21 protein-coding genes and 1 other annotated feature are annotated in these 24040 nt (G+C 55.2%); of the genes, 11 read left to right on the forward strand and 10 right to left on the reverse strand.

Going from position 1 to position 24040, the window contains the following annotated elements; all coding sequences use genetic code 11:
- Positions 1-36 precede the first annotated feature (36 nt).
- Together rsmS and priC are read right to left on the reverse strand one after the other, a co-directional pair.
- Positions 37-189, reverse strand: coding sequence for a pleiotropic regulatory protein RsmS (gene rsmS, locus ABIB59_RS09540; RefSeq protein ID WP_064572426.1), 153 nt, complete (start codon positions 187-189; stop codon positions 37-39).
- 14 nt (positions 190-203) lie between these two features.
- A complete protein-coding gene (gene priC, locus ABIB59_RS09545; RefSeq protein ID WP_354035153.1) occupies positions 204-731 on the reverse strand; it encodes a primosomal replication protein N'' in 528 nt (175 codons plus the stop codon).
- 69 nt (positions 732-800) lie between these two features.
- Here priC and ABIB59_RS09550 point away from each other — a divergent pair, with 69 nt between their 5' ends.
- From ABIB59_RS09550 to hemH, 8 genes are all read left to right on the forward strand, one after another.
- Positions 801-1178, forward strand: coding sequence for a DUF454 family protein (locus tag ABIB59_RS09550; RefSeq protein ID WP_071195814.1), 378 nt, complete (start codon positions 801-803; stop codon positions 1176-1178).
- A 151-nt stretch (positions 1179-1329) separates the two neighbouring features.
- Positions 1330-1881, forward strand: a complete 552-nt coding sequence (apt, locus tag ABIB59_RS09555; protein ID WP_047371543.1) for an adenine phosphoribosyltransferase — start codon at positions 1330-1332, stop codon at positions 1879-1881.
- Positions 1882-2059: 178 nt separating this feature from the next.
- A complete protein-coding gene (dnaX, locus tag ABIB59_RS09560) occupies positions 2060-4000 on the forward strand; it encodes a DNA polymerase III subunit gamma/tau (RefSeq protein ID WP_354035155.1) in 1941 nt (646 codons plus the stop codon).
- Positions 3333-3397 (forward strand) — a sequence feature (DnaX frameshifting element). It overlaps the preceding gene by 65 nt.
- Before the next feature lie 53 nt (positions 4001-4053).
- Positions 4054-4386 (forward strand): YbaB/EbfC family nucleoid-associated protein, encoded by a 333-nt coding sequence (locus ABIB59_RS09565; RefSeq protein ID WP_041852682.1) that lies wholly within the window; start codon positions 4054-4056, stop codon positions 4384-4386.
- On the forward strand, positions 4386-4991 hold the full coding sequence (gene recR / locus ABIB59_RS09570) for a recombination mediator RecR (protein ID WP_071195813.1): 606 nt from the start codon (positions 4386-4388) through the stop codon (positions 4989-4991). Before ABIB59_RS09565 ends, recR begins: the two co-directional genes overlap by 1 nt.
- Before the next feature lie 146 nt (positions 4992-5137).
- Positions 5138-7012, forward strand: a complete 1875-nt coding sequence (gene htpG, locus ABIB59_RS09575; RefSeq protein WP_041852455.1) for a molecular chaperone HtpG — start codon at positions 5138-5140, stop codon at positions 7010-7012.
- 227 nt (positions 7013-7239) lie between these two features.
- Complete coding sequence (gene adk / locus ABIB59_RS09580; protein ID WP_041852454.1) at positions 7240-7884, forward strand: adenylate kinase; 645 nt, start codon at positions 7240-7242, stop codon at positions 7882-7884.
- 112 nt (positions 7885-7996) lie between these two features.
- Positions 7997-8959 carry a ferrochelatase gene (gene hemH, locus ABIB59_RS09585; RefSeq protein WP_125125198.1) on the forward strand — a complete coding sequence of 321 codons (963 nt, stop codon included), beginning with the start codon at positions 7997-7999 and terminating at the stop codon, positions 8957-8959.
- Here the strand turns inward: hemH and aes are convergent.
- Positions 8956-9921: an acetyl esterase gene (aes, locus tag ABIB59_RS09590; protein ID WP_354035159.1), complete on the reverse strand. Its 966-nt coding sequence runs from the start codon at positions 9919-9921 to the stop codon at positions 8956-8958. The two genes, hemH and aes, sit on opposite strands and share 4 nt — an antisense overlap.
- Positions 9922-10079: 158 nt before the next feature.
- Between aes and ABIB59_RS09595 the strand changes: the two genes are divergently transcribed.
- Positions 10080-11384, forward strand: a complete 1305-nt coding sequence (locus ABIB59_RS09595) for an inosine/guanosine kinase (protein ID WP_110296098.1) — start codon at positions 10080-10082, stop codon at positions 11382-11384.
- A gap of 139 nt (positions 11385-11523) precedes the next feature.
- Here the strand turns inward: ABIB59_RS09595 and ybaL are convergent, their stop codons facing one another.
- Together ybaL and ABIB59_RS09605 are read right to left on the reverse strand one after the other, a co-directional pair.
- Positions 11524-13200: a YbaL family putative K(+) efflux transporter gene (gene ybaL, locus ABIB59_RS09600; RefSeq protein WP_041852451.1), complete on the reverse strand. Its 1677-nt coding sequence runs from the start codon at positions 13198-13200 to the stop codon at positions 11524-11526.
- A 232-nt stretch (positions 13201-13432) separates the two neighbouring features.
- The gene (locus tag ABIB59_RS09605) at positions 13433-14653 is read right to left on the reverse strand and encodes an MFS transporter (RefSeq protein WP_041852450.1); all 1221 of its coding nucleotides are present in this window, start codon (positions 14651-14653) and stop codon (positions 13433-13435) included.
- A 168-nt stretch (positions 14654-14821) separates the two neighbouring features.
- Here ABIB59_RS09605 and ushA point away from each other — a divergent pair, with 168 nt between their 5' ends.
- A complete protein-coding gene (gene ushA / locus ABIB59_RS09610) occupies positions 14822-16474 on the forward strand; it encodes a bifunctional UDP-sugar hydrolase/5'-nucleotidase UshA (protein ID WP_041852449.1) in 1653 nt (550 codons plus the stop codon).
- A 161-nt stretch (positions 16475-16635) separates the two neighbouring features.
- Here the strand turns inward: ushA and ybaK are convergent, their stop codons facing one another.
- The 3 genes from ybaK to copA form a co-directional block, all read right to left on the reverse strand.
- A complete protein-coding gene (gene ybaK, locus ABIB59_RS09615) occupies positions 16636-17115 on the reverse strand; it encodes a Cys-tRNA(Pro)/Cys-tRNA(Cys) deacylase YbaK (RefSeq protein ID WP_041852448.1) in 480 nt (159 codons plus the stop codon).
- Positions 17116-17301: 186 nt separating this feature from the next.
- Positions 17302-18102, reverse strand: coding sequence for a TraB/GumN family protein (locus tag ABIB59_RS09620; protein ID WP_071195809.1), 801 nt, complete (start codon positions 18100-18102; stop codon positions 17302-17304).
- A gap of 84 nt (positions 18103-18186) precedes the next feature.
- The gene (copA, locus tag ABIB59_RS09625) at positions 18187-20688 is read right to left on the reverse strand and encodes a copper-exporting P-type ATPase CopA (protein WP_335256739.1); all 2502 of its coding nucleotides are present in this window, start codon (positions 20686-20688) and stop codon (positions 18187-18189) included.
- Between the two features lie 108 nt (positions 20689-20796).
- On the opposite strand from copA, the gene cueR reads away from it, so the two are divergent.
- Entirely contained in the window at positions 20797-21213 is a 417-nt protein-coding gene (cueR, locus tag ABIB59_RS09630) for a Cu(I)-responsive transcriptional regulator (protein ID WP_071195807.1), read from the forward strand.
- On the opposite strand, the gene ABIB59_RS09635 is transcribed toward cueR, so the two are convergent.
- On the reverse strand, positions 21203-21904 hold the full coding sequence (locus tag ABIB59_RS09635) for a DUF3142 domain-containing protein (RefSeq protein ID WP_071195806.1): 702 nt from the start codon (positions 21902-21904) through the stop codon (positions 21203-21205). The two genes, cueR and ABIB59_RS09635, sit on opposite strands and share 11 nt — an antisense overlap.
- Positions 21874-24030 carry a PA5441 family protein gene (locus tag ABIB59_RS09640; RefSeq protein ID WP_354035164.1) on the reverse strand — a complete coding sequence of 719 codons (2157 nt, stop codon included), beginning with the start codon at positions 24028-24030 and terminating at the stop codon, positions 21874-21876. The genes ABIB59_RS09635 and ABIB59_RS09640 overlap by 31 nt, the downstream gene beginning before the upstream one ends.
- Positions 24031-24040 lie beyond the last annotated feature (10 nt).

Genomic DNA, 24040 nt, shown 5'->3' on the forward strand with positions numbered 1-24040 from the left:
TGATAGCCGGGGTGAGGGCATCAGGCCGCACCAGGCTTAACCCTCACGCTCCCTCACTTTGCGTTCAAAATCCCGCTGCACAATTTCCAGCGCTTTGAGCACGGTTTCCGGCGCAATAGCATGCTCTTCCAGCAGCATAATCAGATCGACCGCCAGCTTGACCTCATCCGGTGCATCTTCCAGCGACATACTCTCTCCTCGGGTTAACGTGTCAGGCGCGCCAGCACCCGCTCAATATTATCCAGCGCCTCGCGACAGCGGCGCAGCCTGCCTTCAAATGCGGTGATTTCTTTATGTAATTGCTGCTGTTCGGCGAAAGTTTCGACCTTTGCCAGACGCGTTTCCCGCTCACGTTTCATCGCCATCAGACGTTGTTCGAATTCCTGATGTTGCAGTCGCTTACGCTGCCATTTTTGAATGCCGGGCGCGGAATTATCCCACTCACGCAGCGACCAGGAGGCCGATTCGCGACTCAGGGCGGCAATCTGTGCCCCAAGGTGCTCTGCAAGCCATGCCACCTGCTCGATTTGCTGTGCGTCGACGGCATGGCGAAGCGCGCTCAGACTGTGCCGGGCTTCTTGCAGGCAGGCATCCATTGTGGTGCTACGTGTGCGGAACAGATGACGATCAAAACGTGGGCTCACCGTGGCGTGCTTTGCCTGAGTAGCGATTTGCCGCGCCAGCTCGTCCAGCTTTTGTTCCAGAGCCTGTAAAAGCAACGCGCTTCTCACGATTATCTCCCCTGTAAATGACGCCGACTATGCTACATTAGCCGCTCATCAATGATAATGATTCGCACTATGCAACGGACTATTTTAATCATCATTGGCTGGCTGGCGGTAGTGCTGGGTACTCTCGGCGTCGTTTTGCCATTGCTGCCGACCACGCCGTTTATTCTGCTGGCCGCCTGGTGCTTTGCGCGCTCTTCGCCCCGTTTTCATCAGTGGTTATTGTACCGTTCCTGGTTTGGTGGCTATTTGCGTCACTGGCAAACCTATAAAGCGATGCCGCCTGGCGCCAAACCCCGGGCCATCGCCGTGATACTGGTCACTTTCGCCATTTCGCTGTGGATGGTGAAGATTATATGGGTGCGATTGCTGCTGCTGGTTATTTTGTCTTGCCTGCTGATTTTTATGTGGCGACTGCCCGTGATTGACGCAAAGCAACAAAAACCATAAAGCTCACCGATGGAAGTTGCAATTGTCGCGTTCTGCCAGTAAATTCGAGCGTTTTCGAGCACAGGCGCGACTGGTTAAATGTTAACCGCAGGTTACATGCGAAACCTCAGTGTGCGCCGTGAGTAACACCGTTTCTATCAGGCAAAAATCCATGACAGCGACTGCGCAGCAGCTTGAATTTCTCAAAAACAGCATCAAAAGCATTCAGGATTATCCGAAGCCGGGCATCCTGTTCCGTGATGTCACCAGTTTGCTGGAAGACCCGAAAGCGTACGCTCTCAGCATTGAACTGCTGGTTGAACGCTACAAAGACGCCGGGATCACGAAAGTAGTAGGTACAGAAGCGCGTGGCTTCCTGTTCGGCGCACCGGTTGCGTTAGGCCTGGGTGTTGGCTTTGTACCGGTACGTAAACCGCGTAAACTGCCGCGTGAAACCATCGCGGAAAGCTACGAACTGGAATACGGTACCGATCAGCTGGAGATCCACATCGATGCGATCCAGGCTGGCGATAAAGTCCTTGTGGTTGACGATCTGCTGGCGACCGGCGGCACCATCGAAGCAACCGTAAAACTGATCCGCCGTTTGGGTGGCGAAGTGACCGATGCAGCATTCATCATTAACCTGTTCGATCTGGGCGGTGAACAACGTCTGGAAAAACAGGGGCTGACCTGCTTTAGTCTGGTGCCATTCCCGGGGCATTAATTATCAGACTGCTTTATTTGTCATTTTAGCGCCGGGCAGTGCTCGTAATCCTCACGTACTCCGTGTACGTTCCGGTTACAGTGCGCTGTCCGTCACTAAGAGACAACCTCGCTGATTAAGTGAGGTTGTGATAGCATTCCCCCCTATTAATCCACCTCCAGCGTTTCAGAGCCTGCCAATGAGTTATCAGGTCTTAGCCCGTAAATGGCGACCCCAAACTTTTGCTGACGTCGTCGGCCAGGAGCATGTGCTGACCGCACTGGCGAACGGCTTATCCTCAGGACGCATCCATCATGCCTACCTGTTTTCCGGTACGCGTGGCGTCGGTAAAACCTCTATTGCCCGACTGCTGGCAAAAGGGCTGAATTGCGAAACAGGTGTCACGGCGACGCCTTGCGGCGTGTGCGATAGCTGTCGGGAAATCGAACAGGGGCGCTTTGTTGACTTAATCGAAATTGATGCGGCATCCCGCACCAAGGTCGAAGATACCCGTGACCTGCTGGATAACGTGCAGTACGCCCCCGCGCGCGGCCGTTTCAAGGTCTACCTTATTGACGAAGTGCACATGCTCTCGCGCCACAGCTTTAACGCGCTGTTGAAGACGCTTGAAGAGCCGCCTGAGCACGTCAAATTCTTGCTGGCGACGACCGATCCGCAAAAATTGCCGGTGACGATTCTGTCGCGTTGTCTGCAGTTTCATCTTAAAGCGCTGGACGTTGATCAAATCCGTCCGCAGCTTGAACACATTCTTGATGCCGAAAGTATTCCCCACGAACTGCGTGCGCTCCAGTTGCTGGCCCGCGCCGCAGACGGCAGCCTGCGCGATGCGCTGAGCCTTACCGATCAGGCAATTGCCAGCGGTGATGGGCAACTGACTGCGCAAGTTGTCAGCATGATGCTCGGGACGCTCAATGACGACCAGGCACTGGCGCTGATTGAAGCGCTTGTGGCTGCCGACGGCGAACGGACGATGGCGCTGGTAAATGAGGCTGCCTCCCGTGGCGTCGAATGGGAAGCCCTGCTGGTGGAGATGCAAACGCTGATGCACCGCATCGCCATGGTTCAGCTCAGCCCTGCGGCGCTCGGCAGCGATATGGCACCCATTGAACAACGCATGCGGGAGCTGGCGCGCATAGTGCCGCCGGGCGATGTGCAGCTCTACTACCAGACGCTGCTCATTGGCCGCAAAGAGTTGCCGTATGCGCCGGACAGACGTATGGGTATGGAGATGACCCTACTGCGTGCGCTGGCGTTTCATCCGCGTGAGCCATTAACGGTGCCGGATGCGCCCCAGGCTTCTTTCGCGCCAGCCGCGCCTGCTGCGGTGTTGAATTCGGCGCAGGTTCCGGTGCAGGCGGCGCCATCGCAGCCGCAACAGCAGCCGCAACATGATGTCGCTCTGCCCGATGCCACCAGCCAGGTGCTGGCGGCCCGTCGCCAATTGCAGCGCACTCAGGGAGCGGACAAAACAAAAAAGAGTGAACCGGCAGCCGCAGCCCGCGCGCGGCCGGTGAACAATAGCGCGCTGGAGAGACTGGCGTCAGTCACCGAGCGCGTGCAGTCGCGCCCGGCATCTTCTTCACATGAAGAGGCTGCGGTAAAAAAAGAGGCCTACCGCTGGAAAGCGACAACCGTCACCGAAGAGGTGAAAGAGACGGTAGCCACGCCGAAGGCGCTAAAAAAAGCGCTTGAGCACGAAAAAACGCCGGAGTTGTCGAAGAAACTGGCCGAAGAGTCGCTTGAGCGTGATGCCTGGGCGGCGGAAATCAGCCGACTCACCCTGCCAAAACTGGTTGAACAGGTGGCGCTCAACGCCTGGAAAGAGCAGGATGAGAGCCGAATTTGCCTGCATTTACGTTCTGCTCAGCGGCACCTGAATTCGCCGTCTGCGCAAAAAACGCTGGCGGACGCGCTTTCGGCATTACATGGCAACACGGTTGAATTGACTATCATTGAAGATGATAATCCGGCGGTGCGCACGCCACTGGAATGGCGTCAGGCCATATATGAAGAGAAACTTGCGCAGGCGCGCGAGGCGATTATTACGGATAACAACATTCAGACACTGCAACGCTTCTTCGATGCGGATCTGGATGAAGAGAGTATTCGTCCCATTTGATGGTAAGCTGGCTTGCTGTCAACCTTAACTATGACTTACTGAGAGAAGAGCCTATGTTTGGTGGAAAAGGCGGTCTGGGTAACCTGATGAAACAGGCCCAGCAGATGCAAGAAAAAATGCAGCAGATGCAGGAAGAAATCGCAAAGCTGGAAGTGACCGGTGAGTCTGGTGCTGGCCTGGTGAAAGTGACTATTAACGGTGCGCATAACTGCCGCCGCGTAGAGATCGATCCGAGCCTGCTGGAAGACGATAAAGACATGCTGGAAGATCTGGTGGCTGCGGCGTTCAACGACGCTGCGCGCCGCATTGAAGAAACCCAGAAAGAGAAAATGGCTTCTGTTTCCTCCGGTATGCAACTGCCGCCGGGCTTCAAGATGCCGTTCTGATGCAGACCAGTCCGCTGTTAACGCAGCTTATGGAAGCGTTGCGCTGCCTGCCGGGCGTTGGCCCGAAATCGGCGCAGCGCATGGCGTTTACGCTATTGCAACGTGACCGCAGCGGTGGAATGCGCCTGGCGCAGGCATTGACCCGCGCCATGTCGGAAATCGGCCATTGCGCCGATTGCCGCACCTTTACCGAGCAGGAGATCTGCAATATTTGCAGCAATCCGCGCCGTCAGGAAAATGGTCAAATCTGTGTGGTGGAGAGTCCTGCGGATATCTACGCCATTGAGCAGACCGGCCAGTTTTCCGGACGCTATTTCGTGTTGATGGGCCACCTGTCGCCGCTCGATGGTATCGGGCCGGACGATATTGGCCTCGATCGACTGGAGCAGCGTCTGCAGGCGGAATCGATGCGAGAGGTGATTCTCGCCACCAACCCGACGGTAGAAGGTGAGGCAACCGCCAACTATATTGCCGAGCTTTGCGCGCAATATGGAGTGGAAGCCAGTCGTATTGCTCACGGCGTTCCCGTTGGCGGTGAGCTGGAAATGGTTGACGGCACCACGCTGTCCCATTCGCTTGCGGGTCGCCACAAGATTAAATTCTGACCAAACGGAGGCTGCGACACGTGGCCTCCGCTTGAAAAAATCCTTCTCAATCCCCATCTCACCCTCATCATTTCAATAGCCTGTACATTCGCGGCGCGAAGAATGACGGCTATTACTTTTTAATGGCATTGTTGAGGTCGACTTACATGAAAGGACAAGAAACCCGCGGTTTCCAGTCAGAAGTAAAACAGCTTCTGCACCTGATGATCCATTCCCTGTATTCCAATAAAGAAATCTTCCTGCGTGAGCTTATCTCCAACGCCTCAGATGCGGCGGACAAACTGCGTTTTCGCGCGTTGTCCAAACCGGATCTGTACGAAGGCGATGGCGAACTGCGTGTGCGCGTCTCGTTTAATAAAGACAATCGCACACTGACCATTGCCGATAACGGTATCGGGATGAGCCGCGACGAGGTCATTGAGAACCTCGGTACGATTGCCAAGTCCGGCACCAAAGCATTTCTGGAATCGATGGGCTCCGATCAGGCGAAAGACAGCCAGTTAATTGGTCAGTTCGGGGTGGGCTTCTACTCTGCGTTCATCGTTGCCGATAAAGTCACCGTGCGCACCCGTGCTGCGGGCGAAAGTGCTGATAATGGCGTGTTCTGGGAATCTGCTGGCGAAGGTGAATATACCGTTGCCGACATCAACAAACCGGAGCGTGGTACTGAAATCACGCTGCATCTGCGCGAAGGCGAAGATGACTTCCTGAACGACTGGCGTGTGCGCTCAATCATCAGCAAATATTCCGATCATATTGCGCTGCCGGTGGAAATTGAGAAGCAGGAAGAGGTTGACGGCGAAACCGTGGTCTCCTGGGAAAAAATCAACAAAGCACAGGCGCTGTGGACCCGCAGCAAGTCGGAAATCAGCGACGACGAATATAAAGAGTTCTACAAACATATCGCTCATGACTTTACCGACCCGCTGGCCTGGAGCCATAACCGCGTGGAAGGCAAGCAAGAGTATACCAGCCTGCTGTTTATCCCTTCGCAGGCGCCGTGGGATATGTGGAACCGCGACCATAAGCATGGCCTGAAACTGTACGTACAGCGCGTCTTTATCATGGACGACGCCGAACAGTTTATGCCGAACTACCTGCGCTTCGTGCGCGGTCTGATAGATTCCAACGATCTGCCGCTGAACGTTTCCCGCGAAATTCTGCAGGACAGCACCGTTACCCGTAATCTGCGTAATGCGCTGACCAAACGCGCCCTGCAGATGCTCGATAAGCTGGCCAAAGATGACGCGGAAAAATACCAGAGCTTCTGGAAACAGTTCGGCCTGGCGCTAAAAGAAGGCCCGGCAGAAGACAATGCCAACCAGGAAGCGATCGCCAAACTGCTGCGTTTTGCTTCTACCCACACGGACTCTTCCGAACAGACCGTATCGCTGGAGGATTACCTCTCGCGCATGAAAGAAGGGCAGGAGAAAATCTACTTCATCACTGCCGACAGCTACGCGGCGGCGAAGAGCAGCCCGCATCTGGAACTGCTGCGTAAGAAAGGTATCGAAGTTCTGCTGCTCTCCGATCGTATCGACGAGTGGATGATGAGCTATCTGACCGAGTTCAGCGGTAAGCCGTTCCAGTCGGTCTCTAAAGCTGACGAGTCGCTGGATAAACTGGCTGATGAAGTGGACGAAACCACCAAAGAAGCAGAAAAAGCGCTGGAACCGTTTGTTGAGCGCGTTAAAACCCTGCTGGGCGACCGCGTGAAAGAGGTACGACTGACGCATCGTCTGACCGATACCCCGGCGATAGTCACCACCGATAACGACGAAATGAGCACGCAGATGGCGAAATTGTTTGCCGCTGCGGGCCAGAGCGTGCCGGAAGTGAAGTACATCTTTGAACTGAACCCGGATCATCCGCTGGTGAAACGCACCGCCGATACTCAGGACGAGACGAAGTTTGGCGAATGGGTCGAACTGCTGTTGGATCAGGCGCTGTTCGCGGAACGCGGCACGCTGGAAGATCCCAACCTCTTTATTAAGCGTTTGAATACCTTGTTAATGTCGTAAATTCACCGTTATCCTCTCCCCGCAGGGGAGAGGATATGGCACAGCGCACTTTTTTCTCCTTCGTTCCCCCGGAAGAGGACTGTTGTGGGGAGGATTGCCGCATTTTTTAAACATTCTTTCCCACTAACCGTTTCAGCCCCGTAGCCTTCCTTGAGCCATACTCATTCTGGTGGTATCGTTTAGCGCTTTTTTGAAAAATTGAATCGACATTTGAGGGGATTTCCGCAATGCGTATTATTCTGCTTGGCGCTCCAGGCGCGGGTAAAGGAACTCAGGCACAGTTCATTATGGAGAAATACGGTATTCCGCAAATCTCCACGGGCGATATGCTCCGCGCCGCTGTGAAATCTGGCAGCGAACTGGGCAAGCAAGCAAAAGACATCATGGATGCCGGTAAACTGGTGACTGACGAACTGGTTATCGCCCTGGTGAAAGAGCGTATTGCACAGGAAGACTGCCGCAATGGTTTCCTGCTCGATGGCTTCCCACGCACCATCCCGCAGGCTGATGCAATGAAAGAAGCCGGTATCAAAGTCGATTACGTCCTGGAATTTGACGTACCGGACGAGCTGATCGTTGACCGTATCGTAGGTCGTCGCGTACACGCCGCTTCTGGCCGTGTTTACCACGTTAAATTCAATCCGCCGAAAGTGGAAGGTAAAGACGACGTGACCGGCGAAGAGCTGACCACCCGTAAAGATGACCAGGAAGAAACCGTCCGTAAGCGTCTGGTGGAATACCATCAGATGACTGCGCCGTTGATCGGTTACTACTCCAAAGAAGCGCAGGCGGGTAACACCAAATACGCGAAAGTTGACGGCACCAAAGCCGTGGCTGACGTGCGCGCAGAGCTGGAAAAAATCCTCGGCTAATCGCCTCTATCCCCGGTGTTCGCCGGGGATAATCTTCCAATCGCTGTGATTGGTTTCGTTTACGCGCTTTTCAGTTACAATCATTAGCCAGTTCAATGGTTAAGAGGCGCGAATGAGTCAGACGAAAGCAGGTATTCTGCTGGCCAATCTTGGTACCCCCGAAGCACCCACTCCCGATGCCGTTAAGCGCTATCTGCGGCAATTCTTAAGCGACCAGCGCGTCGTCGATACGTCCCGTTTATTGTGGTGGCCTTTGCTGCGTGGCGTCATTCTGCCTATTCGCTCTCCGCGCGTCGCAAAGCTCTATCAATCCGTGTGGATGGAAGAGGGCTCGCCGCTGATGGTCTACAGCCGCAGACAGCAAGCCGCGCTGGCCGCACGTCTTCCTGATGTCCCCGTTGCGCTGGGAATGAGTTACGGTTCGCCGTCGCTGGCGAGCGCGGTGGAGGAACTCCAGTCACAAGGCGTTGAACATATCGTCGTGCTGCCACTCTATCCGCAATACTCCTGTTCAACGGTGGCGGCGGTATGGGACGAACTCGCGCGTATCCTTGCCCCAAAACGCCATATTCCCGGTATCTCGTTTATTCGCGACTATGCGGATGATCCCGCTTATATCAACGCGCTGGCGAATAGCGTGCGTGCCTCATTTGCCCGCCATGGCGAACCCGACTTGCTGCTGCTCTCTTATCACGGCATTCCGCAACGCTATGCGGATCAAGGTGATGATTACCCGCAGCGCTGCCGGGATACCACACGTGAGCTGGTTTCAGCCCTTGAACTGCCGCCAGAAAAAGTGATGATGACCTTCCAGTCGCGCTTTGGTCGCGAGCCCTGGCTAACGCCCTACACCGATGAGACCATGAAAATGCTCGGTGAGAAGGGCGTAAAACATATTCAGGTTATGAGCCCGGGTTTTGCCGCCGATTGCCTTGAGACTCTCGAAGAGATCGCCGTGCAGAACCGTGAGTTTTTCCTCGAAGCGGGCGGCGAGAAATATGAATATATTCCTGCACTTAATGATTCCCCGGATCATATCGAGATGATGGTCAGTCTCACAGAGAAATATCGCTAACGGTTGTTTTCGCAGAAAAATCGTGCGCCATCGCGTAGCGCACGATCTGCGGTCTCCATCATTCGTGAGTAATGCAGAAACGCGTGCAGCGTTCCCGGATACATTTGATACCGACAATGCGCGTTATGTTCCCGAATGATCGCGTAGAGGGTTTTGCTGTCATCTATTAAGGGATCATATTCGGCACTGGCGATAAAACAGGGAGGGACTGCCTGCGTCAGGTCGTTGTTAAAGATGCAGTAGTAAGGTGATTCGCGATCCTGTTCATCGCGCAGATAAGCCTGATCGTAACTTTGCAAATCTTTCCGGGTTAAACCATCCCAGGTGCCGCCATAGAGCCGGCGGCTACGTGAATCTTGTAAACCATAGAGGCCGTAATAGAGCAGCAGCGCTGTCATTTGCCCGCAGTCAATGTTGTGATCACGTATCCATAATCCGGTTGCCATCGCCAGCATGGCGCCAGCAGAGTCTCCTGCGAGACCGAAACGCTGCATATTCAGGTTAAAGGTGTGAGCGTGTTGCGCATAAAACTGGCATACCGCTACGGCTTCCTCTATGGCTTGTGGAAATCGCGCCTCAGGCGAAAGCGTGTAATCGATCCCGACCACCGTACACTGTGTATAGTGCGCCAGCAGTCGCATGATACGATCGTGCGTGTCGAGGTTTCCCAGCACAAAACCCCCACCGTGAAGATAAAAGAGCGTCGCCTGACACTCTGGTTTTGGCGAAGCGTAAATGCGCGTACGAACGGTGCCATAGCGCGTGGGTACGTCAACGTCTTTAGTCGGTATGTCTGGCCCTCCGGCGTTCCAGTAGCGCCGTTCTTCGTTATAGGCCCGGCGCTGGGTGGGATAATCATTGCCGTCTGGTTCGGGCTGTGGGTTTTCCTGTTGAAAGTGTAATACTTGCTGCATTTCAGCAGAGATACGCTCAAGGACGCGTATTTTATTCCCTTTATCCATGGTGTCCTCCGGTAAATAATCCTTCATTGTAAGGGGCAAGGTGACCTGAACCGGGATCTGCGTAGCCGATATTGAACATGTATACGGTGTAATGCCGATCGCCAGACGCGGGGAATGTGCTACCATTCTTCGCCCAATCCTCACCCGTAACGATGACCATGAAATTTCCCGGTAAACGTAAATCCAAACACTATTTTCCCGTTAACGCCCGCGATCCGTTATTGCAGCAAATTCAGCCAGAGAATGAAGTCAGCGCCTCTTGGGTGGTGGGTATTGACCAGACGCTGGTGGATATCGAAGCGAAAGTGGATGATGCGTTTATCGCCCGTTACGGTCTGAGTGCGGGTCACTCTCTGGTCATTGCAGACGATGTGGCCGAGGCGCTATATCAGGAACTGGTGCGCGAAAACCTGATTACCCATCAGTTTGCGGGCGGCACCATTGGCAATACCATGCACAACTACTCGGTACTGGCGGATGACCGCTCGGTCTTACTGGGTGTGATGTGCAGCAATATTGAGATTGGCAGCTACGCCTATCGTTACCTGTGCAATACCTCAAGCCGTACCGACCTGAACTATCTGCAAGGCGTAGACGGTGCAATAGGCCGCTGTTTTACCCTGATCAGCGAGTCGGGAGAGCGTACGTTCGCTATTAGCCCCGGTCATATGAATCAATTGCGTCCGCAAAGTATTCCTGAATCGGTCATCGCCGGTGCCTCCGCCCTGGTACTGACCTCTTACCTGGTGCGGTGTAATCCGGGTGAACCGATGCCGGAAGCTACCATGCAGGCCGTGGCTTACGCCAAAAAGCATAACGTGCCGGTGGTGCTGACGCTCGGTACGAAATATGTGATTGCTGATAACCCGCAATGGTGGCAGAACTTCCTGAAAGAACATGTCTCCATTCTGGCGATGAATGAAGAAGAGGCGCAGGCGTTGACCGGAGAAAGCGATCCGCTGCTGGCCTCGGATAAGGCGCTGGATTGGGTCGATCTGGTGCTTTGCACCGCAGGTCCGGTGGGGCTGTATATGGCCGGCTTTACCGAAGATGAAGCGAAACGCAAGACGCAGCATCCTTTATTGCCAGGGGCGATTGCTGAGTTTAATCAGTATGAATTTAGCCGCGCGATGCGCCATAAAGATTGCCAGCAGCCGCTGCGCATTTATTCGCATATTGCCCCGTACATGGGCGGCCCGGAAAAAATTATGAATACCAACGGGGCGGGAGATGGCGCGCTGGCGGCATTGTTGCATGATATCACCGCCAACAATTACCACCGTATCAATGTGCCAAATTCCAGTAAGCACCAGTTTACCTGGCTGACTTACTCGTCGCTGGCGCAGGTCTGTAAATATGCCAACCGTGTGAGCTATCAGGTATTGAACCAGCATGCGCCGCGTTTGTCCCGCGGGCTGCCGGAGCGTGAAGACAGCCTGGAAGAGTCGTACTGGTCACGGTAGTTCTGTGCGAAGCCTTTTAATGGCTTCCCGGATGGCGCTGGCGCTTATCCGGGTTACCATTCGGAGGTGCGTGCGGGCTACGGTTTTCGCCCTTTCCCTGGGGGAGAGGGCGGGGTGAGGGCATCAGGCGGCCAGGCCTTTACCCGGTCATCGCTTCAACAACGGGGGGCTTCTCAATCAACGTCAGCATGGTGTTCGCAATCTCTCGCTCGCCCATCACCACCTGGTTTGCGCCACGTTCGACAATGTATTCCACCTCGTCGTCATAATGGGCGCGGGCGATAATCTCAATATTCGGACACTTCTCGCGCGCCGTTGCGACAATCTCGCCCGCTTCATAGCCGTTCGGAATCGTCAGCAGCAACCAGCGGGCGCAATCCAGATGCGCGAGATTCATGATCTCCTCGTTGGCCGCATTCCCCAGCACGGCACGAATGCCACGCTCGCGCAGTTCATCCACGCGGGTGCGCGATGTCTCAATGACCACCAGCGGGATCCCCTGGGCCATCAGCTTCTCACCTAACAGGCTGCCGACACGACCAAAACCCACCAGCAGCGCGTGATTGCAAATATCCACCGGGATCTGTTTCTCGTCCTCAATGGCTTCTTCGAGGGTCTGCTCTTCCAGCGTTTCGGTTTTATCGAGGTATTTTTCCAGCAGCGTGAACAGCACCGGGTTCAGCATAATGGAGAGAATTGCCCCTGCCAGCACCAGGTTTTGCCCTGCCTGCGGCAGTAAATCCAGCGCCATACCCAGCCCGGCGAGGATAAAAGCAAATTCACCAATTTGCGCCAGACTGGCGGCGATAGTCAGGGCCGTACGCGGCGAGTGACCGAACAGGCGAACAAGGAAAAAAGCGGCAACCGATTTACCGAAAATGATAATTGCCAGCGTGGCCAGCACCGCCAGTGGTTGATTAATCAGTACCATGGGGTCAAACAGCATGCCCACGGAAACAAAGAAGAGCACTGCGAAGGCATCACGCAGCGGCAGGGTATCGTGTGCGGCGCGGTGGCTCAGTTCGGATTCATTCAATACCATCCCGGCGAAAAATGCACCCAGTGCGAAGGAGACATCAAAAAGCTCGACAGCCCCGAAAGCGATACCGAGCGCCAGTGCCAGTACCGAAAGGGTAAAAAGCTCGCGAGAACCTGTTGCCGCGCTGCGCGCCATAATCCACGGCACCAGGCGGCGGCCCACCAGCATCATAATGGCGATAAAGGCGACCACTTTACCGATGGTTATTCCCATATCGACGGCGAGCGTCGCCAGCCCCACATTGCCTTTTTCCACCATTCCGGCAACGGCGGGTAACAGAACCAGCGTCAGGACCATCACCAGGTCTTCGACAATCAGCCAGCCGATGGCGATTTGCCCGCGCTGGCTATCAATTAACTGTCGTTCTTCAAGCGCACGTAGCAGCACCACGGTACTGGCGGTGGAAAGACACAGCCCAAACACTATGCCGGTCATCAGCGACCAGCCTAATGTTGCGGAGAGCGCCATACCCAGGAGCGTGGCGACGGCAATTTGCGCTATCGCTCCGGGAATGGCGATGGACTTTACCGCCATCAGATCCTTTAAAGAGAAATGCAGGCCCACGCCAAACATCAGCAGGATCACGCCCAGCTCCGCCAGTTCCGGCGCCAGCTTGGTATCGGCGACAAAACCTGGCGTAAAAGGTCCGGCCAGCACACCCGCTAACAGATAACCCACCAGAGGAGAAATTCGAAGTTTATTGGCAAGCATGCCGAGGATAAAAGCGAGAACAAGCCCGCCGACAATGGTGGTGATAAGCGGTGTGGCGTGATGCATTCCGTCTCCTTTCGTTGATGCGTGGATCCATTTTGGTTTATTAACCAAAACCCAGGTTACAGTTTATGACAATTTTAAGCATCGTGTTCATGAATAATCATTGAATTCTGAAGAAAATGGCACGTTGGGCGAAATTAAACGGCAACCCGGCCATAGAGAGCAGAGATCCCGTTGTAAGTGCATCTTTGCCTGAGAAGTATGAGGCCAAAGCCAGGCTTTGGCCGGAGGGAAATCACGCTTTATGGCGATTATCGGGTAGGAATATGGTCAATATCCCCAATAAGGGAAGATAAGCACAGATTTTATAGACCAGATCGATACTGGTATGGTCGGCAACGACCCCAAGTACTGCCGCTCCAAGCCCACCCATACCGAAGGCAAAACCAAAAAACAGCCCGGAAACCATACCGATACGCCCTGGAAGCAGCTCCTGAGCGTACACCAGGATGGCGGAAAACGCGGATGCCAGCACAAAACCAATGATCACCGTCAATACACCCGTCCAGAACAAGGTTGCGTAGGGTAAAAGCAGGGTAAAAGGCGCAACACCAAGGATAGAGCCCCAAATCACATATTTTCGCCCGATCTTATCGCCGACAGGCCCGCCAATCACCGTGCCCGCCGCAACGGCGAACAAGAAGATAAACAGGTGAATCTGCGCATTCTGGACGGATAAATCGAACTTATGCATCAGATAAAAGGTGAAATAGCTGCTGATGCTCGCCATATAGAAATATTTCGAGAAAATCAGCACTAAGAGGATGCACACTGCCAGAACCACTTTATTGCGCGGCAGTGGATTGATTACCGTCGCCGCTTTTTTCCCTTTGTTGACCCGGTGCTGTGCGGCATACCAGCGGCTCACCTGCGCCAGTACCACGATAGCCAGCAGCGCCGCGAGCACGAACCAGGCGACGTTACCTTTGCCGTAAGGGGCAATGATAATGGCCGCCAGCAGAGGGCCAAGCGAGCTACCGAAATTCCCGCCTACCTGAAAGATAGATTGTGCCAGCCCGTGACGTCCGCCAGAGGCCATACGCGCCACGCGAGAGGATTCCGGATGGAACACCGACGATCCCGTGCCCACAAGTGCGGCGGCAATCAGCACCGTTTCAAAACTGCCCGACAGCGCCAGCAGAACCAGGCCGCTGAGGGTAAAGCACATGCCGACAGGAAGCGACCAGGGCATCGGATGCTTATCCGTCCAGTAACCGACAACCGGCTGTAGCAATGATGACGAAAGCTGAAAAGTCAGGGTTATCATCCCAATCTGTAAAAATGAGAGAGAAAACTCATTTTGTAGCAGCGGGTAAATCGCCAGAATCAGCGACTGGATCATGTCGTTAAGCAGATGGGAAACGCTAATCGCACCAAGGATGCCAAAGGCGGTGCGCGCCTTAGGGACTGCCCCGGAAGACGGGGTCAGTGGCTGAGGAGTTTCACTGATTGCCATAAATACTCTGTCAGGTTGAGCGATGTAAGAATTGTCAGAACTGAAATAGTTATCTGGCTAACATACCTGCGGATAAGGTTTGAAGGAAGTCGCAATTCTGAAAACTTATTTGTCTATTCTTTCAGAGCACAGTACTTTTGCGGTTGTTAATGAATCAGGGAGAGAAGCATGAAATTGTTAAAAAAGAGCATGGTGCTGGCGCTGCTGGCCGCCTTTACTCTGGCAAGTGGTTCGGCTCAGGCTTATGAGCAGGACAAAACCTATAAGATAACCATCCTCCATACCAACGATCATCACGGTCACTTCTGGCGCAACGATTATGGCGAGTACGGCCTCTCAGCACAAAAAACGCTGGTGGACGGGATCCGCAAAGAGGTGGCGGCTGAAGGTGGCAGCGTCCTGTTGCTCTCTGGCGGCGACATCAATACCGGCGTGCCGGAATCCGATCTGCAGGACGCAGAACCTGACTTTCGCGGCATGAATCTGATTGGCTACGACGCAATGGCGGTGGGCAATCACGAGTTTGATAACCCGATGAGCGTGCTGCGCCAGCAGGAAAAGTGGGCCAAATTCCCGTTCCTTTCCGCCAATATCTATCAGAAAAGCACCGGTGAGCGTCTTTTTAAACCGTGGATGATTTTTGACAGGCAAGGGCTGAAAATCGCCGTGATCGGTTTAACCACCGATGACACGGCAAAAATCGGTAATCCCGAGTATTTTACCGATATCGAGTTCCGCAAACCGGCGGACGAAGCAAAGCTGGTGATTGAAGAGCTGCAACAAACCCAGAAGCCGGATGTGATCCTTGCCACCACCCACATGGGGCACTATGACAATGGTGAGCACGGTTCCAATGCGCCGGGCGATGTGGAAATGGCGCGCAGTCTGCCTGCCGGGTCGCTGGCGATGATTGTGGGTGGTCACTCACAAGACCCGGTGTGCATGGCATCGGAAAACAAAAAGCAGGTGAATTACGTACCGGGTACGCCCTGTGCGCCGGATAAGCAGAATGGTATCTGGATTGTTCAGGCCCACGAATGGGGCAAGTACGTAGGACGTGCAGACTTTGAGTTTCGTAATGGCGAAATGAAGTTGGTGAATTATCAACTGATTCCGGTGAACCTCAAGAAGAAAGTCACCTACGATAACGGCAAGAGTGAGCGCGTACTCTTTACCCCGGAAATTCAGGAAAACCAGCAAATGCTCTCTCTGCTGACGCCGTTCCAGAATAAAGGTAAAGCGCAGCTCGAGGTTAAAATCGGCAATACCAACGGTCACCTCGAAGGCGACCGCAGTAAAGTCCGCTTTGTACAGACCAATCTGGCGCGTCTGATTCTGGCCGGGCAGATGGCGCGTACCAATGCCGACCTGGCAGTAATGAGCGGCGGCGGTGTGCGTGATTCCATTGAAGAGGGTGCTATCACCTATAAAGATGTGCTGAAAGTACAGCCTTTTGGCAACACCCTGGTCTATGCGGACATGAGCGGTAAAGAGCTGACGGATTATCTCACTGCGGTGGCGAAAATGAAGCCGGATTCCGGTGCTTATCCGCAGTTTGCCAATGTCGGGTTCGTGGCGAAGAACGGCGTACTGAGCGACCTGAAAATTAAAGGTGAGGCTATCGACCCGGCGAAAACCTACCGTCTGGCAACGTTAAGCTTTAACGCCACCGGTGGTGACGGCTATCCGCGCATTGATAATAAACCGGGTTATGTCAATACCGGCTTTATTGATGCCGAGGTGCTTAAGCAATTTATTGAGCAGAACTCGCCGCTGGATGCGAATGCTTACGAGCCGAAGGGTGAGGTGAGCTGGCAGTAACACTCAAGTAGATCCTCTTGTCCTGTTCCCTCTCCCCTTTGGGGCTGAGGAATCCCCACAAAAATGCGAGCACGAACGGTCCCCTCTCCTCTTTGGGGAGAGGGTTAGGGTGAGGGGAAAAAACTGCCTTCACCAATAGCGCCCTGTCTTCGCAAAAGTCGTTAATCCCGGCGGGCGATATCGGCAAACTTCGCGTCCAGCATTTTTGCCAGATCGCTCGCCGCCAGTTCAATATCCAGCCCGCGTTTGCCGCCGGAGACAAAAATAGTGGCGAATGTCTGTGAAGGGGCGTCAATCAGCGTGGGCAAACGTTTCTTTTGCCCCAGTGGGCTGATACCACCCACCAGATAACCGGTTGTGCGCTGTGCCACCATCGGGTCGGCCATATCCACTTTCTTCGCGCCCAATGCTTTCGCGACCTTTTTCAGATCCAGTTGCCCGGCAACCGGCGTCACCGCAACGGCCAACTGTTTCATATCGCCATTGACCGCAACCAGCAGCGTTTTGTACACCTGATCGGCATTCAGACCGAGCTTGCGGACCACCTCGTCTCCAAAGTTTGTCTCGTTCGGATCGTGGTCATAGGTGTGTATCTGGAAAGGAACCTTGTTTTTTTCTAATAACTTAACGGCGGGAGTCATAGCAATCCTTCAAACCACAGTAATTTCACGCAGCCAGCTTACGCCCGATTTATCACGCAAAAATAGTACTATCTTGCGCAATAGTATTGGCAGTGACGAAAAGTTTGAGCGACAATCCGCTAGTCCGAAGCACGAGCTTCGGTATAACTATAAAAACTGAAATTCCTCTTTGACGGGCCAATAATCTTATTGGCCATTTTTTTGCGCTAACAGCGACGGCAAATTCCCTTCACCATACAGATGCAGCGCACCTGCGGCGACCACATAACGCCCCGGCGGTAACGCCAGCAGCCGTTCACACCAGGCGCGGTTACGCTGATGCATCAGCACGTCATGCAGCGACTGACTGAACGTCGACGGTAGCGACAGCGGCTCACTGGTGGGGGGCGAGTCCAGCCACCAGCTCATCATCACCTGCAGCAGCCGCGCATTTTCACGCCAGTGGGTCAGCGTATCCTGTAACAGTTCAAGACCGCCATCCGCCAGTTGACGCAAAATTGCGACCTGGTTCTCCGTCCCTTCCAGTTCAATCACCGGCGTTGAGAACTGACGCGCCGCCTGTAGCAACTGATAATCGATGCCGTAGTCGGGGCGAAGGCCCAGCCGCTGTGCCTGCATGGCTTGTAACACCAGTGCAATATGCCAGGCGGGACGTGTTTCAAACTCACTCTGCGACAGATCAAGACCTTCGATGGTCTCTCTCAACTGGGTGAGAAGCGCAGGGCTCAGGCGTTCGGCCAGGGGTGGGCTATCGGGGATATCGGCAAAGGGTGAACCGCTGCTGGCGACATCGGCTTCGACAATCAGCGCATCGGCTTTGCGCAGTTTTTGCAGCAGTTGGGCGGGCAGGGGGGACATCCCCTGAGTACCCATATGGATGCTGCCAATCAGATGCAGATGGCGATTGCCCGACAGCGTAATATCCACCGCGGGCCATGGGTAACGGCGCGTGCGAAAAAAGCTTTTTAACCAGTCAAACAGGCCCATACGCGCTTCCTGAAATGAAAAGGCCATGCTAGCGCGTAGGGGAGAAAGGTGCAATTGCCCCGCCGGATGGCGGGGCGGCCGCGGTCAGTCTTTCGGCGTAAAGCGTAGCAGGCGGTTAGCATTGCTGACCACGGTAATAGAGGAGAGCGCCATCGCGGCCCCCGCCACCACCGGGTTAAGCAGGGTTCCCGTCAGCGGCCATAAGATCCCGGCGGCAATGGGAATACCAAGCGAGTTATAGACAAACGCGCCAAGCAGGTTCTGTTTCATGTTGCGCAGCGTTGCCTTCGAAATAGCCAGCGCGTCCGCAACGCCCGTCAGGCTATGGCGCATCAGGGTGATGGCGGCAGTTTCAATCGCGACATCACTCCCGCCGCCCATGGCGATACCAACATCGGCCTGAGCCAGCGCCGGGGCATCGTTGATGCCGTCACCGACCATCGCCACACGGCGACCTTCGCGCTGTAATTTAGCAATGGCCTCGGCTTTACCATCCGGTAAAACCCCGGCAATCACTTCATCGATCCCGGCTTCTTTCGCAATGGCTTTAGCCGTAGTGGGGTTATCTCCGGTCAGCATCACCAGGCGATAGCCAGCGAGATGCAGGCGTTGCAGGGCATTGACGCTGTCTTCGCGCAGCGGATCGCGAATGGCGAGCAGGGCGGCAATTTTGCCATCAACTGCCAGCAGTACCGGGGTGGCCCCTTGCGCGGCCTGGGAGGCCATCTCATCTTCCAGTTCGCGTACGGTAATCTGCTGTTGCGACAGCAGCGCCTGGTTGCCGAGCAGTAAGCGGCTGCCTTCTGCTTCGCCGCTTACGCCAAGGCCGCGCAACGTGCGGAAGCTCTGCACCGTCGGCAATGCCTCAGCGCCCGCTTTTTCGAGGATGGCGTGCGCCAGCGGGTGGCTTGAGCCTTGTTCCAGCGCGGCGGCAAAGCGCAGCGCCTGGTGTTCGGTAAAGCCATTCGCTGTTTTGATGGCCACAACTTGCGGTTTGCCGCGGGTCAGGGTGCCGGTTTTATCAAACACCAGCGTGTCGAGAGTGCTCGCTCTTTGCAGCGCATCGGCATCGCGCACCAGCACGCCAAACTCCGCCGCGCGACCCACGCCCGAAATGATCGACATCGGCGTTGCCAGCCCTAATGCACAAGGGCAGGCAATAATCAGAACCGTGGTGGTAATGACCAGCGTATAGACGATTTGCGGCGCCGGGCCGAAGAGATACCAGATAGCGCCGCTGAGCAGGGCTATCGCTACCACGACGGGCACAAACACCGCCGAAATTTTATCGGCCAGTTGCCCGATTTCCGGTTTACTACTTTGCGCCTGCCGCACCATGCGAATAATGCGCGACAGCGTTGTCTGGCTGCCTACCGCGCTGGCGGTAAACAGCACGCTACCGTCCTGTACCACCGTTCCGGCGTGCACGGCATCGCCAATGCTTTTCTCCTGGGGAATCGGCTCGCCCGTGAGCATGGCTTCATCAAACCAGGCATCGCCCTGGCTTATTTCTCCATCGACAGGCACCCGATCGCCGGTGGTTAAACGCAGCGTCATGCCGGGGTGAACGTCGGCGAGAGGGAGCATTTTCTCTCCCTCTTCGGTTACCACACGGGCGGTGGGGGGCGTCAGATCGAGTAATTTTTCCAGCGCTTTTGAGGACCGCTGGCGCGCACGCGCTTCCAGCATATGGCCGAGGTTGATCAAACCAATGATCATCGCACTGGCTTCATAATAGAGATGGCGTGCTTCCATCGGGAACCACTGCGGCCAGATGTTTACGCTCATCGAGTAAAGCCAGGCTGCACCGGTACCGAGCGCCACAAGGGTGTCCATGGTGGCGGTGCCGTTGGTCAGGCTTTTCCACGCGCTACGATAAAAATGGCCGCCCGCGACAATCATCACGCCCAGCGTCACCAGGCCAATAAACAGCCACAGGGAGCGGTTGGCGTCGGTGACCATCATGTTGTCACCCACCATCCCCCAGACCATCACCGGTACGCCGACCAGCAGGGCGACAATGGCCTGCCAGCGAAAACGCTTCATGGTCGCGTTGGCCGTTTCCTGCTGACGTTCGCGGCGTTTTATGTCGTCTTCTATGGCTTCCGCACCGTAACCGGCACCTTCGACGGCGCTCACTAAATCCTGTGCGGAGGCGCTACCCATCACCAGCGCAGTGCGCTCCGCCAGATTGACCCGTGCCTGCGTGACGCCCGGAACCGCCTGGAGGGCTTTCTGGACGCGGGAGACGCAACTGGCGCAACTCATGCCATTGATTAACAGTTGCTTGCTGTCATCAAGGTCATCCGTTGCCGGAAGCTCAGGAGTGGCCGCTGTCAGTGCTTCCGACGGGGTAGATGACTCTGCCAGCGGTTTAGCCTTTGGGTGGCTAATGCTCGCTCCGTACCCGGCTTGTTTGATGGTATCGATAAGCGCCGAAGCGTCGGCGCTGCCGGTGATCTGCGCATGGGTAAGGGTAACGTCCGCCTGCTCAACGTCAGCACGTTGTTCCAGACTCTCTTTAACACGTTTAACGCAGTGGCCGCAGGACAGTCCGTCCAGCTCCAGCTCTGTAATGTGAGACATAATTAATTTCCTGTATGATGGGTCGTATAAAGATTGACCTGATTAATTACATGTACTAACTGTGTAACAGGTTAAACCTTCCATCAAGGGGAAGGTCAAGGGGGAAAGGTGAATATCAGTATTGTGGCGAAAAAGACCGGCTTAACCAGCAAAGCGATTCGCTTTTATGAAGATAAAGGGCTGGTGACGCCGCCGCTGCGCGGGGAAAACGGCTACCGCAGCTACACGCAGCAACACATCAATGAATTGACACTGCTACGCCAGGCGCGCCAGGTGGGGTTTAACCTCGAAGAGTGTGGCGAACTGGTGAATCTGTTTAACGATCCGGCCCGTCACAGCGCGGATGTCAAAGCCCGCACATTGCAAAAAGTGGCGGAAATTGAGCGTCATATTGTCGAACTTGAAGCGATGCGTAAGCAGCTTATGTCGCTGGCGGAATCCTGCCCTGGCGATGACAGCGCCGACTGCCCGATTATTGATAATCTTTCCGGCTGCTGCCATCACAAGGCACACGCTAAGGGTTGAGCATAAAGATCACCGTGCCGCGATACCATGGCGAGGCGGCGAGGCGCTGTTCCTCTTGCGGATCCCAGACGCCGTTTTGCACGCGTCCGACTTTAAACGGAATGCGTAACCCGGCCAGCGCAGGAAGGTAGGCGGTATAATCCTCGACGGTGTTGCGCCCCTGATAGCTTTGCACCACCAGTTCATCCACCGGCAGGGCGTTCAGCGTTTTCACGCTGCCGGTTTTCGCCCAGTCCAGCAGCCCCGTCACCCCCAGCGCGAACTGCGGCGAGAGGATTTCCCGCAACCGGTGCAGAAACTGCGCGTAATGATCGAGGCGGTGCGTGGCGGCATCAAAATCAATCTGCAGACCCGTCACGTTGTTACCGGCGGCCTGCCAGCGCAGTAACAGACGGTTCAGGCGTGCCAGCATCTCATCAGAAACATCCAGCGTCGTCAGGCGCACGGTCAGCCAGATATGGGGAAACGTCAGGCGGCTAACCGGTAATCCTTTGCGTTCAAATACGGCGGTGCCTGAGAGGGCAATCACATCGCCCTGATGCAGATAGACGGTGCGGGCGTCGCGCAGTGCGTCACCTGTCTTAACGCCCGACCATAGCCAAAAATCCTGCCCGTCTGCGGCATTCGCCACAGACATAAACAGGGAACTGATAAAGGCGATTACCAGTAATACTTGAGGCTTTTCGCCCATACACTTCCTGGATAATCGCGCTTGAGTTGCAGGAACCAGGCTTTACGCACGGCTTTATCGACATCTTCGCCACCGCAATCATTGTAGCCCGATGGCGCATAGCACATCACCGCGCGGTAAAGCGCATAGCTCTTGTCTTCCGGTTCGGCCTTCGTGTCGTTAATCACCTGCTGGTACCACGCCAGACGATGTGGTTTTCCGGAAAAATCGTCCTGACGTGTGGCGACATCCAGCGCATCGTTGCCGCCACGGTCTTTCGCCAGGCTGACTTCGGTTTGCGTGGTGCGGAAAAACTCACCCAGGCAGTTAAGGGCATGGCCATCCTGCGGATTCTTACTCAGCACGCCAACGGTGTCATTCAACGATGCGCAGGCATAGGCTTTTTCCGGGTCTGTGCCTGTCCATTTAAAGACGCTGACATCCACATCGTCAAACGCTTCGCCGGGAATGGCGGCGGTGATGGCCGTGAGCAGGGATTTATCCTGTAACCAGTCGGCATAGTGGCCCTGTGCCAGATCCTGCGTCAGCAAAGTATGCAGGGCAATGGTGCGCTCTTCGTTGTTTGGCCCCTTGCCCGCCTGCTGGCGTAACAGCTCAGGAGTGGCTTTGGTTTTCAGCACCAGCGAGCGATAGCGCAGATTCGTGATGCGGCTATCGGGAGCGAAAATCTTCTCCAGCGCATTGCTGTTGACCAGCGTGGCCGCCAGCTTCGCCTGCAGTAACTGTTGTTGCTCAACATCTTTGCTGAGATCCAGCAGGTGCAGCCAGTGATCGCGTGCGGCATTCCATTGCTGCTGGCCCATCAGTGCATCGCCGTAGAGCGCCTGTTCGCTAAACGCGAGGATATTGTGCTCGGGCAGGCTCTGCGCCGGAGTAATGTCTTTCACCACCGTCGCGTAATCCTGCTTGTTGTAAGCGAGCATCAGGCGCAAATAGTTCCACAGATCGGCGCGTTTGTTTTTTTCGAAATCGGCTTTAAGGCCATCGAGATACGTCTGATCGACACAGTGGGCGTGATTTTCGCACTGATTATCGCGCATCAGCCTGAGCGTCTGGATAAAGGTCAGCAACGACGCATCGGGCGCACTTAGAAAATAGCCGTCTCCCCAGGTCAGGTCTTTGCTGAGCAACTTATTGTCGCTTTCGTTAATCAGCGCGCTCAGCGCATCGCTGTCGGCAGCCTGCGGCAGAATGTGTTCATAGAGTGTTGCCAGCGTATTCCAGTCCTGCAGATACCAGTTGATACGGCGCAGCAACCCCTGTGTTGAGTCGGCGTATTTTCCCTGCGGCCATTTTTTGAGGTAGGTATCTGCGCTGTCCCGCGCCTGTTGCGCCAGGGTTTTATCCACTTTGGTGACGTCAAAATCACCGTATTCGCCGTTAGCATTTTCACTGCTGGCGTTGAGCGCGTTACGCATCAGCATATAGCTGGCGGTTTCGGCGATCCACGGTTGCGGGTTCGTGCTAAGGGCGGTAAAGCTCTGCCTGGCTGCGGTGTAATTCCCGGCGTAAAACTGATTTGCGGCCTGCAAATAGTCACGAAACGCAGCGGCAGAGCCTTCCGGAACCGTGAGTTTGTTGAGTTCATCCTGAGCATTGCTGCTGCCATCGACAAGCAGGCGCGTCTTCGCCAGCGTCTGACGTAGCTCGGGGGTCAGTGTTGTATCGGCCAGCAGCGCGGCGAAAAAATCCGATAGCGTATCGCTATTGAGCGACACAAAGCGGTTTTCGTTTTCGTCCTGCAACGCCGTCAGGTGAGTGATTGCCTCGGCGTCGAGGCCCAGGGTCGCGATTTGCTGGCTGAGGGGATCCTCGCCAGGCGTCGTGTCCGAGTCGTCATCCACCGGGGGATCGTAATCCAGCATATGCATGCCGAAATAGAAATCCCGGCTGCGGGTAATATCCGTCGGGACAGGCTGGCGCAGGGATGAAAAGCCTTTTTGCTCATCCAGCAGTCGCAGCAGGTTATCGCGGGTATCGTTAGCCACGCCAAGGACCGGCGGGCTGACCAGAAAACAGCCCGGGCTCGCCCAGGCACAAGAATCCATATCCATTGACGCCAGCGCAGCGCTGCTGGTGGCAAATGAGAGGCACAGGCCCAGCGTGAGGTGGCTTTTTTTCACCATCTTTCCTTGC

This window comes from Citrobacter sp. UYEF32, assembly GCF_040546205.1.
GTDB classification, from domain to species: domain Bacteria; phylum Pseudomonadota; class Gammaproteobacteria; order Enterobacterales; family Enterobacteriaceae; genus Phytobacter; species Phytobacter diazotrophicus.

What these genes read in the sequence shown, in the direction of transcription:
- rsmS (WP_064572426.1), bottom strand. Translation starts at nt 189, where the DNA reads ATGTCGCTGGAAGATGCACCGGATGAGGTCAAGCTGGCGGTCGATCTG.
- ABIB59_RS09550 (WP_071195814.1), top strand. Translation starts at nt 801, where the DNA reads ATGCAACGGACTATTTTAATCATCATTGGCTGGCTGGCGGTAGTGCTG.
- apt (WP_047371543.1), top strand. Translation starts at nt 1,330, where the DNA reads ATGACAGCGACTGCGCAGCAGCTTGAATTTCTCAAAAACAGCATCAAA.
- dnaX (WP_354035155.1), top strand. Translation starts at nt 2,060, where the DNA reads ATGAGTTATCAGGTCTTAGCCCGTAAATGGCGACCCCAAACTTTTGCT.
- ABIB59_RS09565 (WP_041852682.1), top strand. Translation starts at nt 4,054, where the DNA reads ATGTTTGGTGGAAAAGGCGGTCTGGGTAACCTGATGAAACAGGCCCAG.
- recR (WP_071195813.1), top strand. Translation starts at nt 4,386, where the DNA reads ATGCAGACCAGTCCGCTGTTAACGCAGCTTATGGAAGCGTTGCGCTGC.
- htpG (WP_041852455.1), top strand. Translation starts at nt 5,138, where the DNA reads ATGAAAGGACAAGAAACCCGCGGTTTCCAGTCAGAAGTAAAACAGCTT.
- adk (WP_041852454.1), top strand. Translation starts at nt 7,240, where the DNA reads ATGCGTATTATTCTGCTTGGCGCTCCAGGCGCGGGTAAAGGAACTCAG.
- hemH (WP_125125198.1), top strand. Translation starts at nt 7,997, where the DNA reads ATGAGTCAGACGAAAGCAGGTATTCTGCTGGCCAATCTTGGTACCCCC.
- aes (WP_354035159.1), bottom strand. Translation starts at nt 9,921, where the DNA reads ATGGATAAAGGGAATAAAATACGCGTCCTTGAGCGTATCTCTGCTGAA.
- ABIB59_RS09595 (WP_110296098.1), top strand. Translation starts at nt 10,080, where the DNA reads ATGAAATTTCCCGGTAAACGTAAATCCAAACACTATTTTCCCGTTAAC.
- ybaL (WP_041852451.1), bottom strand. Translation starts at nt 13,200, where the DNA reads ATGCATCACGCCACACCGCTTATCACCACCATTGTCGGCGGGCTTGTT.
- ABIB59_RS09605 (WP_041852450.1), bottom strand. Translation starts at nt 14,653, where the DNA reads ATGGCAATCAGTGAAACTCCTCAGCCACTGACCCCGTCTTCCGGGGCA.
- ushA (WP_041852449.1), top strand. Translation starts at nt 14,822, where the DNA reads ATGAAATTGTTAAAAAAGAGCATGGTGCTGGCGCTGCTGGCCGCCTTT.
- ybaK (WP_041852448.1), bottom strand. Translation starts at nt 17,115, where the DNA reads ATGACTCCCGCCGTTAAGTTATTAGAAAAAAACAAGGTTCCTTTCCAG.
- ABIB59_RS09620 (WP_071195809.1), bottom strand. Translation starts at nt 18,102, where the DNA reads ATGGGCCTGTTTGACTGGTTAAAAAGCTTTTTTCGCACGCGCCGTTAC.
- copA (WP_335256739.1), bottom strand. Translation starts at nt 20,688, where the DNA reads ATGTCTCACATTACAGAGCTGGAGCTGGACGGACTGTCCTGCGGCCAC.
- ABIB59_RS09635 (WP_071195806.1), bottom strand. Translation starts at nt 21,904, where the DNA reads ATGGGCGAAAAGCCTCAAGTATTACTGGTAATCGCCTTTATCAGTTCC.
- ABIB59_RS09640 (WP_354035164.1), bottom strand. Translation starts at nt 24,030, where the DNA reads ATGGTGAAAAAAAGCCACCTCACGCTGGGCCTGTGCCTCTCATTTGCC.